Below are 12,610 nucleotides of genomic sequence, written 5' to 3' on the forward strand. Positions count from 1 at the left end.
CATGCCCCGTCGCATCACCATCCGAGACATCGCCGCGCGCGCCGGAGTTCACTTCTCGACCGTCAGCCTCGCGTTGCGCAACAGCCCCAAGCTACGTCCCGAGGTCTGCAAACGCATACGCATGGTGGCCGACGAACTCGGTTACGTCCCCGATCCCGCGATGGCCGCCCTCACCGCCTATCGCAACAGCACGCGTCCCGTAAATTATCAGGCCACCCTCGCCTGGGTGAACAACTGGCCGGTCCAGTCCGAGCTGCGTCGGATCAAAACCTTCGATCTTTATTTCCAAGGCGCCCTCGAGCGTGCCAGCCAGCTCGGTTACCGCATCGATGAACTGTGGTTGCACGGTCCCGCGATGACCGCGCACGCCGCCCACGCCATTCTCAAGGCGCGCAACATCACCGGCCTCCTGCTCGCGCCGCAGCCGTTCGCGCACACTCCGCTCGGTCTCGATCTCTCGGGGTTCTCTCCACTCGCCTTCGGCTACAGTCTGCAGCCGTCCAACCTGCACGTCGTCACCAACCACCAATACCAATCCGCCTCCCTCATGATGCGCAGTCTCGCCGAGCTGGGCTATCGTCGCATTGGACTTTTCTTGCGCTCCGACTGGGACGAGAAGGTCAACGGCAGCTACCTCAGCGGTTTGCTGTTCATGCAACATCACCTACCCCTCGCCGACCGCGTGCCGCCCCTTCTCACCAAGGAGGGCTTGGAGGAGGAATTCGTCACTTGGTTTAAACGACACAAGCCCGACGTCGTCGTCGCGGTGGATCGCGCGGTGCGCCCGTGGATCGAAAAAACCCTGAAGCTGCGCATTCCGCATGACGTCGGTCTGGCTAATCTCAACGTGGATCCCAAAGACCCGTGGCTCGCCGGCATTTATCAAAACGACCGGCTGATCGGCGCCACCGCCGTGGACTTTCTCGCGGGCATGCTGCAACGCAACGAACGCGGCGTCCCCGCCACGCCCATCCGCACGCTCGTCGAGGGCGAATGGAAACTTGGACCCAGTGTGCGCGATGCCACCGCAGACCGCCCCGCGAAGCCTCAGCGGCGTAAACGGCGCGCGAGCTGATCGACGTAGAGTGACTGCGGTTGCAGCGAGTCGCCGCGGCCTTCGCCTTCGACAAAAGCGCCTTCGTCGGCCGAGACCTTCGATGCCGGTCCGCGCGTTCCCACGATGTAATTATCGCGCAGTCCCTTCGTCAGGATGAGCACTTGTTTGCGCGTAAATGAGGAGTCCTCCCACGGCACCGTATCGGTGGAATAACGCAGTCCGTTCAAATTCCAAAAAACCGACTGCGTCGTGCTCATCCCGTGCATGGGCGTGCCGCCATACGGACGGAAATTCGCCTCAAACGAATCTCCGTCGCAGGTGACATTATCGATGAGATTCGCCGCCGAGAGATACATGTGAAAATCTGAAAACAGCCGTCCGTCCTTCGCCGTGCAGTGGTAGATCACGTTGCCGCTGCTCGTCATCAACCCGAAGTCGAAATTATGCCGTCCACCCTCGGCGCGAGAGTCGCGGATCAGCCCGTCGTTGCCGTGCAACACATACATGTAGCCGTTGCCGCCGCCGCCGCGGTATTGCGGAAACCCGATGTCGCAATCCGCCACGGTCATGAATCGCCCGCGCCCCATGAGCACGCCGTTGGAGAGTAGATGGATCTTAGGGTCATTGCCGTCCGGCGCATACGTGTGCACGCGACGCAGCCAGCAATTCTCCATGCCTTCGAAGGCAATCGCGTAGGATTGATGCACGTCATACGGCCCCGTGCCGGTTTTCTCGTAGCCTTCTTCCTTCGACCAATCGGTGGCCGGATGTTGTTTCATCCCGATCGAAAAATCCTCCAGGCCCGTCTCACGCAGCGTATGTCCGCCGATTTTTTGCACACGTGCTCCATCCGCGGTTCGCAGCGGCAATCGTGTCGGCACGTCGAGGACCAGCGTGTTCCCCTCCACCGCGACGATGCGTCGGGGATAGACCAGCGTGAGGTTGTTACGCTTTGCCTTGGGCGTTTTCTCATCGACGGTCCACTTGCCGGTCATGCCGGCTTCTTCGATGAATCGAGGAGTCGGATCACTGCGCACGATCACGAAATCCCCCGCCTTAAAAATCGTCCCGTCCAAGACGGCCACGCGCAACGAGGGCTTGATCACGTCGCCCGCCAATACACTGGCCGTTCCCTTGGCCGCATCAGCGAACCACCACGGCGAATCCTTCGCTTTCACTTGGATGACGCGCTTCGCACGCATGTCCGTCGAATCGTTGAACACAAACGTCCGTCCCGTCCCCGCTCCGCGCAACACGATGTGGTCGCCTTCCACACGCAACGCCGCCATCGCTCCCGCCGGCGGAGCCACGCGGTAGGTTCCTTCGGGCAGATACACCACGCCTCCACCCGCCAGCATCGCCGCGTCCAACGCAGCTTGGATCGCCGCCGTCGCATCCTTCACTCCACTCGCATCGGCCAGAAAAGGCGCCTGCGTCACATCGATCACCGGGCCCTTCACCTCGGGCAGCGCGAGTTCGCCGCGGTGATAGCCTGCATAGGAAAAATCATGGAGATACCGGCCGTCCGCGTCGGCATATCCGGGCGCCCATTTTTCCGGATAAAGCGTGGAGCGCCACTCCGCACCGGACGCCGAGGCCACCGCCAAAATTCCCAGAAGAATGCGGCAGACAAAAGCAGGAGGAATGGTCGAGGCTGGGGAAGAAGAGGCGGTCGGGGTATTCATCAAGGCACGGTAAGGATCGATTCAGCGCGACCGAAGATCGACGAAAGTCAAATTGTTGAAGCCTCGCGTCACCACCCGGATGACGCCCGACACACTCATCAGTTCAACAATTTGACCAGCCCCTCGCTTTTTAAGCCGGTCGATTGGGTTTAGGTTCGCCTCATGCCCCACCTGTGTCGCCCCCCACGGCAGCTTACCCCGTCGCCTTTGCGCGCCTTTACCCTGGTCGAACTCCTTACGGTCATCGCCATCGTCGGTATCCTTGCAGCCATTTTAATCCCTGTCGTCGGTAATGTCCGCAAGAGCGCCCGCACCGCCAACTGCGTTCGCAATCTCTCCAGCACCGGCGTCGCGTTCCAACTCTACGCCGCCGACAACAAAGGTCTTTATCCCGCCCTGCGCTTTAAGAACAGCAATGCGGGCGTCGCCGGCACCAACCCCACCGAGGACAACTGGCAGGGCGAACTCAGCCCCTACCAAAGTCGCACGGTCAAAGATTTCAGCCAGCTCAAGGCCGGCAGCGATGCCTATGCATTTTGCCCCGAATTCGTTTCAACCTATCAAGACGACGCCAAGTGGAAGAGCACCATCACCACAACCGGCGGTTACGGTATGAGTCCCAACCTTGGCACCGGAGGAAATCCTTGGGACATTCGATTCAAGGCCACCCAAATCGCCCGTCCCGCACGCACCATTCTGGCCGGAGACAGCGGGAGTTATCACCTGAATGTAGTCGGGAGCTGGAAAGCCGACACGTCACAGCTGGGCGGATACACCAGCGGCGACCCCGTTCGTCATTCCGGCAAGGCCAACTACCTCTATGCCGACGGTCATGTCGCCACCCTCGACTCCGACGCCGCCTTGCTCGCCCTCCTTAATCCCTGATGCCCCGGTCTCCCATGCGTTCGCTTTTCTTCGCCCTCACTGCGCTTGCCTGCATCGCCCCTGCGTTGCGCGCACAAACACCTCCGCCCGCTCACATCGTTCCGGTTGTATTCAAACTCGACGACGTCCGCACCAACGACAGCGGCTACCTCTCCGACCGCTGGCGGAAACTGCTCCCGCTCGTCCGTGAACGCCAGATCAAGCTCTCCCTCGGCGTCATCGCCAACTCCCTCGAAAATCCCAAGCCCGCCTACATCGCCTGGTTAAAGGAAATGCACGCCACCGGCCTCGTGGAATTCTGGTTTCACGGCTACGACCACGGCGTCCGCAAGGTCGGCGACGTCGAAGCCGCCGAGTTTACCGCCCTCACCTACGGGGAGCAGAAGGAGCGTTTCGATAAATCCCAGAAACTCGCGCAGGAAAAACTCGGCTTCACCTTCCAGACCTTCGGCCCTCCCGGCGGCGGAAAACTCGCCGCCACCGATGCCGATCTCGACGCCACGGCCAGGGTCCTCACCGACGATCCGTCGATGAAGGTCTGGCTCTATCCCTCACCCATCGACGCACGCGGCGAAAAGCTCAACGCCGCCGGCAAGGTCACCGTCCTTGATCGCGTATGGGCCGTGAACATAGAGCAACCGCTCTTCGTTCCCAATTCCGAAAAATTCATCGCCGGCTACAACAAGCACGCCGCCAATCGCCGCTACTTCATCCTTCAGGGCCACGCCAACAAGTGGGATGAACCCCGCTGGGCCGAGTTCCTGAAGATCGTGGACTACATCACCCAAAACAAAATCCCGACCCTGCTTCCGACCGAACTCGCCGCTTCGCTGAAGACCTCCGCATCCAAGAACTGACCCCACATCCTTTAAAAAATGAAGACCTCCCTCCACCCGCTTTCACTCGTTTTACTGTCAGCCATCACGGCCCTCTCCGCCCACGCAGCCAATCTCGCATGGAGTCCTTCCGGCACGTTCGGAGGCACCGTCAGCGCCCCCACCGGATCCGGCGGCGCCGGGACTTGGGACACCACCAGCGCATTTTGGAGCAACAGCTCCGGCGTCGTCGCCTGGAATAATGCCAACGGAGACACCGCTATCTTTGGCGGCACCGCTGCCACCGTCACACTCGGGTCAGACATCACGGTCAATGACATCACGATCACTCCCGCCAGCTACGTTATAGCCAGAGACACCGGCAACGCTTTTTCTCTAAATGTAACCGGCACCATCACCAATGCTAATGCCGCAACCATCACCGCCAAACTCAGCGGATCTAGCGGGCTCACCAAATCCGGCATCGGCACCTTGGGCCTCTTTGGGACGGTGGCCAATACCTACACCGGCAACACCGTGATCAATGCCGGCACCTTGCAGCCACGCGCCAACGGAGCACTTCCCACGGGAACGACCGTCATCATCGGCACCGGAACCAACGTCGCCACCTTGGACGTGCGAGTGAGTCAAACCATCGCCGGCCTGACCACCGGAGGCACCGGTGCCGCTACGGTCACCAATAATCAGACCAACGGCACCACCACATTGACCGTAAGCTCCACCAGCACCGACTCCACCTTCAGCGGTGTTATCAAGGACGGCGACGCCACGAAATTTATCGCCCTCACCAAGTCCGGCTCCAGCACGTTCACACTCACCGGCGCCAACACTTACTCTGGCGCCACCACCGTTAACGCCGGCACCCTCGCCACCGGCTCCACCGGCACATTTGGCGGAGGCAATGTCTCCGTTGCCGCCGGTGCCGCGCTCACCTTTGGCAACAACGCCTCGATCGGTGATCTTAAAGCCCTCACCTTCGCCAGCACGTCCTCCATCGCGCTCAATTTCACGGGGGCCGAAACCGTCGGCTCGGTCTTTAATTCCGTCACCGCCACGTTTCTGGCCGACGGCACCTACGACGCCACCGGCCTCAACAACTTCTTCGGCGTATCGGCGTTCTCGGGCACCGGTTCCCTCACCGTCTCCGCGATCCCCGAGCCCGCCACCGTCGCGATGCTCGCCGGTCTCGCCGGTCTCGGACTCGCCGCCACTCGCCGCCGTCGCCACGCCTGAGCCGTCCTCGTTCGCCGACGATGCACGTGCTTCCTCAAGTCGATAGCTCCCCTTCACTCCCCCGCACGAAGCGGGTCTTTTTCGCGCTTAACGATTACGAGCGCCGCGTATTTTTCCCCGAATATCTCGCGGCCGAGCTCGACGCGCTCAACGGCGAAGCTCACTGGCGCACCGACGAACTTCCTTCACCTGCTTACTGGCAGACGATGATGCAGGAACTGCAACCAGACGTGATCGTCTCGTGCTGGTCCACGCCGGCCGTCCCATTCTCTCTCGCCAACGCCGGTTCTCCGCTGGCCTACGTCTGCCATCTGGTCGGCTCCGTTCGCAATCTCGTGCCGCGCACCTTTCTCGAACGTGGCGGTCTTCTTACCAACTGGGGCGACATCGCCGGTAAAACCGTCGCCGAACACGCCTTGCTGCTCGCCCTCGCCGCCTTGCGCAACCAACCCGGCTGGCGCCCGATCATCAACGGCCCAAAGGCCGTTCCCTGGCGTTCCGGCACCATGCGCCTGCAACCCCGCTCCCTTTACGGGCGTCGGGTCGGCATCCACGGCTTCGGCCATGTTGCCCGCGCGCTCATACGTCTGCTCCAACCGTTTGATGTCGAAATCTCCGCCTACTCCGCAGGTGTCCCCACCGGCTTGATGCGCTCCGCCGGTGTCACCCCTTTCACTTCATTGCTCGAACTCGCCACACGCAGTGAAGTGTTTTTCGATTGCGAGGCACTCACCCCGCAAAGCACCGCCAGTATCAACGCGACCGTGCTCGCCGCGCTCCCCGATGATGCCGTCTTCGTCAACGTCGGACGCGGCCCCGTCGTCGATGAACCAGCGTTGGTGCGTGAAGCCGCTAGCGGACGCATCCAGGTCGCGCTCGATGTCGTCTGCAAAGAGCCCATTGATCCCGCCTCACCGCTGGCCTCGCTGCCCGGAGTGATTCTTTCGCCGCATATCGGTGGCCCCACATTCGACCATTTCCCCCACTGCGGACAACGCGCCTTGGAAAATCTCGCCCGCTATCTTCGCGGCGAATCGCCGGAAGCCTTGATCACCCCCGAGCTCTACGACCGCTCCACCTGAACGCCGTCCCGCGTTCCCCACACTTTGCTTTCGCACGCACTCCGCGTGTGCACGTCACCCCCATGTCTGCCCCCATGAACACCCCCAAACATCCCCACCTCCGTAGAGCCCTTGTGGCACTGACGTTGTCCGCCCTGTTCACCACCGTTCCCGCCCGCGCCATCAACGCCATCGTCAACGACGCTTTCACCAGCGACACCGCCCCGTGGACTCTCCAGCGCGCCTCGGGCATCGGCATCGACGCCAACCTCACCAGCAGCCTCGGCTGGGGTCGCGTCATGATCGGCTACGGCGGCACCTCCAAGTCGCATGTGAATCTTGAGCATACGCTCAGCCAGCCGCTCGTCACCAACGCCTACTACACCATCTCCTTCGACGCCTACTCCTCCGTCAACAAGTCGATCGACGTCCTCCTTCGCAACACCTCGGCGATCTACCACTCCTCCTACGGCGTGGCCCTCACGACCGCCCCCACCCATTTCAGCATTACTTACCAGCACACCGCGGCCACGACCACGGATGTGGACCTCAGCTTCCGCATCGGCGGCAACACCGCCACCTTCTACGTGGACAACGTCGTCGTCACCCGTCAGGGCCAGACATCGTCGCTGATGACCCGGACCTCCCCCACCGCCCCGTGGACCTTTCCCTCGGTTTCCGTTAACATCAACGGCACGTCCAACCCGGTCCAAACCAAGCCCTTCAAAGCCGACGCCTTCGACTTCTCCTACGCCGGCTACAACTACGGCGAACGCGAGATCTTCGTCGGCATCCCCACCGCCGCCGACAACCCCGCGTGCGTCCAAACTATCGTCGCCGCGCAGAACACCGACATCACGCAAAAAATCATCGACGCCATCGCCGCCTTGCCTGCCACCCTCGGCGGCACGGTGAATATTCCCGCAGGAAACTACTTCATCGGTGAAAACAAAATCGGCGACGCCATCGTCGTCTCGAAAAACAACGTCGTGATCAAGGGCGCCGGCATGGGCCTGACCATCCTCAACGTCCATCCCACTTATCATTCGGCCGCACTCGTCGCCGACCGGCAGGATGCGACTTTCGGAAAGGCCGTGATCAATTTCGTGCTGCCCTTGTCCAACGGCAACGACAGCGGCGACTGGATCAACGGCAACGTGCTAAGCAACGCCGCCTTCGTCACCGTGCCCATCCTCCTCGGTGACAAACTCATCACCGTATCCGATCCAAGCAACACCCTCATCGAGGGCGCGACCGTCAACATCCGCCAGATCATGTGGCCCGCCTTCGTCGAGGCCAACGCCTATGTCGCCGGCGCCACCAAACCTTGGAAGTGGACGACCTACAACGCCGCGAACGAACCGCTCTTCAACGTTCCCAAATACGGCTTGAGCTACATTCGCAAGATCGAGAAGCGCGAGGGCAACGTCCTGACCCTCGACATCCCACTCCCCCATGCTCTCGACCCCGCCAACAAGGCAAATGCCACGGACAAAGGCATCACCGTCGTCCCCCGCGCCCTCTCCAACTTTGTGCAAAACTCCGGCCTGCAAGACCTGTCCTTCGCCGGAACCGCCGAGGACGGTGTCAGCAGCTCCGAGTCCTCCATGGGCACCACGGTCATGGCCACCGGCCTGATGAACGGTCTCTTCAAAAACGTGTCCGTCCTTAGTTTCCGCAGCCTCGGACTCGCCACGGGCTTCTCCGTCAACACGTCGTTCATCAACTGCTCCGTCAGCAACGCCGCCAACTGCGGCGGTGGCGGCGCCGGCTACGGCTTCTACATCCGCGGCCAGAATCTCCTCTATAAAAACTGCTTCGCCGACAACGTCCGCCACGGCTACACCACCGCCGCCCCGCAGACGTCCAATATCGTCATCAAAAACTGCTCCGCCCTGAACTACCGGTTCAATACCGGGATCAACACCGGCGAGACGGTTGACGACACGCACCTCCAATATTCCCACGGCATCCTCTGGGACAACCACTACTCCAAGGGCGCTGGCTTGATGATGGTCCATCGTGGCAATCAAAGCGGCCTCGCCTATCAGACCTGCGGCTGGGGCATCGTCTGGAATTACGAAAACGAGGGCATCAACCCCCTCAGCCCCACCGGCAACGACCTTCGTCGCAACCTGATTGGCATCACCCCCGGCCTCTTCGGCATCGTCGTCGGCGCACACTCCGCACACGGCCTCGGCCTCGTCACCAACGTCCAGAGCAAGACAAGTCCGGGCATCCGTGTGGCCGACAACTACACCCGCATCAACGGCGACAACATGCAGCCCGCTGACTGGGGCTCTGCCATTACCTCCGCAGCCGCCCAGGTCGGCGGCGGCTCCAAACGCGTCCTGTTCGAACACTCCGGCTCCCCCGTAGCCGAGTCGATCTACGACATCCAGTTCGCCCAACGCGCCAAAGTGCTGCCCCTCGTCCCGTAATTATCCAAGCTGCCCGTAGGGGCGCGCCTAGTGCGCGCCCGCTCAGTCTCCTCCACCCATGAAACACCGCCCGCTCCCGTCCTTCGCCTTCACCGCTTTCGTCCGCCTCGGACTGATCGCCTTGCTCGCCCTCGGGAGCGGGCTCTTTGCCGCCAACTCCCAACTGCTCGTTAAAAAACCCGACGGCTCCTGGAATTTCCCCACGCTCACAGTCGGCGGAAAATCTTGGAACGCCGGCACCTTCGATTTCTCCTACGCCGGCTACCACTACGGCGAACGCGAAGACCTCACCGGCATTCCCGCCGCCACGCAGACGATCTCCGCTGCCGCCAACGAGGATATCACCGACAAACTCAACGCCGCCCTCGCCGCGCTTCCTTCCGGCGGCACCGTAATTATTCCCGCCGGCACCTTCCGCATCGGCACCGGCGGAAAGTCCGTCAACGTCACCACTGACAACACCGTGATCAAAGGCGCCGGCATCGGTCGCACCACGCTCCAAGTGGACGCTACCTACCACGCCGCCGAAGCCGCCGCCGACCGCCAGAACGCCGCGTTCGGCACCGGCGTCGTCAATTTCCAAAAAGCCGAAAGCTCCTCGTGGCACTACGCCCGCGCCACCGGCGGAACCACCGTGAAGTCTCCGGTCACGCTCGGCACGCGCACGCTCACCGTCGCCAGCGCCGCCGCGCTCAACGTCGGCGATCAAATCGTCATCCGCCAGATCATGTCGGAAAAATTCGTCCGCCAAAACGCCTTCAATCCCGCCAAGGCCCCGCGCGCGCTCCGCTGGACCAACTACGATTCCGACAACCAGCCCAAGTTCACCGACGCCAGCCACGCCTTCGCCTTCCTCCGCTGCATCGTAGCCAAAAAAGGCGACGCCCTCCTCCTTGATGTGCCCATCCCCCGCGACCTCGATCCGGCCGAGATGGCCGTCACCGTCTCGCCGCTCTCCGTCGAACTCCTTCGCAATTGCGGACTCCAAGACCTCACCTTCACCGCCGCACCCGAGGAAGGCGTGACCACTCCCGAGTCCGACATCGGCACCACCGTCGCCATCAAGGGCCTCCACAACGGTCTTTTCAAAAACGTCGAGATCGCATCCTTCCGCACCCAGGCGTTCATGACTTCGCACTCGGTCAACGTCACGTTTCTCAACTGCATCGCCGCCAACGCGCACAACAGCGGCGGCGGCGGTTCCGGCTACGGCTTCTACATCAAGGGACAAAACCTCCTCTACAAAAACTGCACCGCCAGCCAGACGCGCCACGGCTTCACTACCGCCGCGCCGCAGACCAGCAACATCGTTATCAAGGGCTGCAAATCCCTCGACTCGCGCTTCAACACCGACATCACCACCGGCGAATGTGTGGACGACACGCACCTCAAATACGCCTACGCCATCCTCTGGGATAATCATTACTCCAAAGAGTCCGGCCTGCTCATGGTGAATCGCGGCACGCTCAGCGGCGACGCCTACGAAACCTGCGGCTGGGCCATCGTCTGGAACTACGAAAGCGCCGGCCTTAACACCCGGAGTTCAACCAACAACGATCTCCGCCGCAACCTGGTCGGCGTCACGCCCGCCGAATTTGGAATCGTAGTCGGTGCCCACGCCACCACCGGCCCCGACGGCATCCGCGTGCAAGACGGCTACGCCCGTTTTCCCGCCACCACCCAAGGCACCCGAATCACCACACCCGATCTTCAGGTCGGCCCCGTCTCCAAACGCGTCCTCTTCGAACTCACCGGCCAACCCGTCACCGGATCGATCTACGACATCCAGCTCGCCCAGCGAGCCAGGTTGCTGCCTTGAGTCGCATTCCGCGCCGATCTCAGTCGTGCTATTGAATGACATGGAAAAGCGTTCCCGCCCGCGAAAAAATCGCCCAATGTGCGGGTGTATGCACCCCCTGCGCCCCGTCCGTTTACTGGCGATCTCCGCCTTTCTTTTCACCGCCTGCCTGCAGGCCCAGAACATTCTCTTCGTCGGGAATAGTTTCACCTTCGTCCCCAGCCCGCTCGACATCGGCACCGTCACCGATCTGAACGCAGGCAAACCAGGCGGCGTCCCCGCCATCTTCGAGGTCCTCGCTGTCGCCGGCGGTAAAACCCCGACGGTCTCCATGGAAACCGTCGGTGGAAAAACCCTTCAGTTTCACTACGAAACCAAAAGGGAGCTCATCGATAAAGCGTGGGACATCGTCATTCTCCAGGATTACAGCACCGGCCCTATTCCCGAGGCGAACGGCGGCACCAAGTCCTTCGATTCCTTCCGCGCCCACGTGCCGAAACTCAAAGAGTTGTTCACCGCCCAAAACCCCAAGGTCAAAATCTGGCTCTACGAAACCTGGGCGCGTCCAGATGTCGTCATGAAGGGCCGCTTCGCCACTATCGAGGACATGCAGGCCGGCCTGCGCTCCGCCTACTCGGCTGCCGCCAAGGACAACGCCCTGCAAGGCTGGGTCCCCGTGGGCGACACGTTCCTCGCCGCGGTAAAACAAGGTCTCGCCGACAACCCCGCCACACCCGACTCCGAGGGGCCGCTCAAAATCTGGGGCAAGGACAATTACCACCAGAGCGCCATCGGTGCCTACATCTCCGCGTTGCTCTTCTACGGACGCATCTACGACGCCGACCCGCGCGACCTCCCGTCCGACAACGCCGCCGCCGTTCGCATCAAGCTCTCCACCGAAGACAGCAAAAAACTCCAAGCCCTCGCCTGGGAGCAGCTACAACTCGTGAAGCAACCCTGAGCGTTAAGAGTTATACGGAGGGCGGGCGCCTTCCGCCTCGCTAAGGCGCCCCATTCTATTGTGAGAACGTAGCCATCCTTCCGGTTTTTATCCGAGTGGCTAGGGTGTGGATACGCTCCGAGTTACCCCTTGGAAACCCTCCACCCCTTCCGGCCATGCGTTCACGTTCCCGCGCTTTCACCCTCATTGAGTTACTGACCGTCATTGCGATCATCGGAGTTCTTGCCGCCGTCATCATCGGCAGCGTCTCCAAAGTCCGCGACGCCGCCCGCCGCTCCACTTGCGTCAGCAACCTGCGTCAGCTCGGTGCAGCCTTTCCTCTCTACGCGGCAGACAATAACGGATTTTATCCTGCGGTCCGCCAAGCCACCTATCCTTATCCGGGAGATGCATCCGGATCCTACAAGAAGCAAAACCCGCCTCCCGGCGTTAATCCTTCAGGCGAAAACTGGCAGGTTGAAATCAGCCGTTACATCATCCGCGAACAGACCACCATTCAGCAGGTTCAGAATGCTTACGGCACATCCAACGTCGCCCACTGCCCGACTTACGACCTCCTGTTCAACACGTCCGCAACGATGTCCTCCCAAAGCAACATCAGCACCGCCGGGTATGGCATGAATCTGAATATGAAATGTAGGGGGTGTTAACTA

10 protein-coding genes are annotated in these 12,610 nt (G+C 61.5%); 9 read left to right on the forward strand and 1 reads right to left on the reverse strand.

Translation table 11 applies throughout. The features are described from left to right. Window position 1: 1 nt before the first annotated feature. On the forward strand, window positions 2–1,075 hold the full coding sequence (locus tag FPL22_RS08585; RefSeq protein WP_144229772.1) for a LacI family DNA-binding transcriptional regulator: 1,074 nt from the start codon (window positions 2–4) through the stop codon (window positions 1,073–1,075). On the opposite strand, the gene FPL22_RS08590 is transcribed toward FPL22_RS08585, so the two are convergent. After that, window positions 1,048–2,742, reverse strand: coding sequence for a glycosyl hydrolase family 28-related protein (locus tag FPL22_RS08590; RefSeq protein ID WP_144229774.1), 1,695 nt, complete (start codon window positions 2,740–2,742; stop codon window positions 1,048–1,050). The genes FPL22_RS08585 and FPL22_RS08590 overlap by 28 nt on opposite strands. Before the next feature lie 207 nt (window positions 2,743–2,949). Between FPL22_RS08590 and FPL22_RS08595 the strand changes: the two genes are divergently transcribed. The 8 genes from FPL22_RS08595 (at window position 2,950) to FPL22_RS18145 (ending at window position 12,607) form a co-directional block, all read left to right on the forward strand. Then, on the forward strand, window positions 2,950–3,627 hold the full coding sequence (locus FPL22_RS08595; RefSeq protein WP_238991349.1) for a prepilin-type N-terminal cleavage/methylation domain-containing protein: 678 nt from the start codon (window positions 2,950–2,952) through the stop codon (window positions 3,625–3,627). A 14-nt stretch (window positions 3,628–3,641) separates the two neighbouring features. Continuing rightward, window positions 3,642–4,484, forward strand: a complete 843-nt coding sequence (locus FPL22_RS08600; protein WP_162525236.1) for a DUF2334 domain-containing protein — start codon at window positions 3,642–3,644, stop codon at window positions 4,482–4,484. Window positions 4,485–4,502: 18 nt separating this feature from the next. Beyond that, complete coding sequence (locus FPL22_RS08605) at window positions 4,503–5,696, forward strand: autotransporter-associated beta strand repeat-containing protein (RefSeq protein WP_144229780.1); 1,194 nt, start codon at window positions 4,503–4,505, stop codon at window positions 5,694–5,696. A gap of 20 nt (window positions 5,697–5,716) precedes the next feature. After that, window positions 5,717–6,778, forward strand: a complete 1,062-nt coding sequence (locus FPL22_RS08610) for a hydroxyacid dehydrogenase (RefSeq protein WP_144229782.1) — start codon at window positions 5,717–5,719, stop codon at window positions 6,776–6,778. A 74-nt stretch (window positions 6,779–6,852) separates the two neighbouring features. Continuing rightward, window positions 6,853–9,198, forward strand: a complete 2,346-nt coding sequence (locus tag FPL22_RS08615; RefSeq protein ID WP_162525237.1) for a carbohydrate binding domain-containing protein — start codon at window positions 6,853–6,855, stop codon at window positions 9,196–9,198. Window positions 9,199–9,256: 58 nt separating this feature from the next. Next, the gene (locus FPL22_RS08620; protein WP_144229786.1) at window positions 9,257–11,017 is read left to right on the forward strand and encodes a pectate lyase family protein; all 1,761 of its coding nucleotides are present in this window, start codon (window positions 9,257–9,259) and stop codon (window positions 11,015–11,017) included. An 88-nt stretch (window positions 11,018–11,105) separates the two neighbouring features. Continuing rightward, window positions 11,106–11,957, forward strand: coding sequence for an SGNH/GDSL hydrolase family protein (locus FPL22_RS08625; RefSeq protein ID WP_144229788.1), 852 nt, complete (start codon window positions 11,106–11,108; stop codon window positions 11,955–11,957). A gap of 155 nt (window positions 11,958–12,112) precedes the next feature. Next, window positions 12,113–12,607 (forward strand): type II secretion system protein, encoded by a 495-nt coding sequence (locus tag FPL22_RS18145; protein ID WP_144229791.1) that lies wholly within the window; start codon window positions 12,113–12,115, stop codon window positions 12,605–12,607. Window positions 12,608–12,610 lie beyond the last annotated feature (3 nt).

Source organism: Rariglobus hedericola, assembly GCF_007559335.1.
Lineage (GTDB): Bacteria > Verrucomicrobiota > Verrucomicrobiia > Opitutales > Opitutaceae > Rariglobus > Rariglobus hedericola.